Annotated in this window: 1 protein-coding gene; it reads right to left on the reverse strand. The window is 33.2% G+C overall.

Going from position 1 to position 235, the window contains the following annotated elements:
• Window positions 1-198 (reverse strand): universal stress protein (locus ABS784_RS17315; RefSeq protein WP_352513449.1); only part of this gene is annotated, 198 nt, incomplete at its 3' end.
• Window positions 199-235: the final 37 nt, after the last annotated feature.

The raw sequence follows: 235 nt of genomic DNA on the forward strand, positions 1-235 counted from the left end.
TTTTAAAATCGCTTCGTTCTCTTCATCAATTAATTTGGAAATATCAACAAAATAATACTGCTCTGTAAATCTTAAATTATTGACATGCAAAATCGTGATTTTTTCAGACCCAACTGTTTTGGCAAGTTTTACAGCATGCTCAAGCGCGCGTGTAGAATGGGCAGATCCATCCATAGGAACTAATATTTTTTTGTACATCCTCATCCCCTCCAAAAGAACTATTTTTTCTTTATTT

The organism is Geobacillus sp. G4 (assembly GCF_040327975.1).
Lineage (GTDB): Bacteria > Bacillota > Bacilli > Bacillales > Anoxybacillaceae > Geobacillus > Geobacillus thermoleovorans.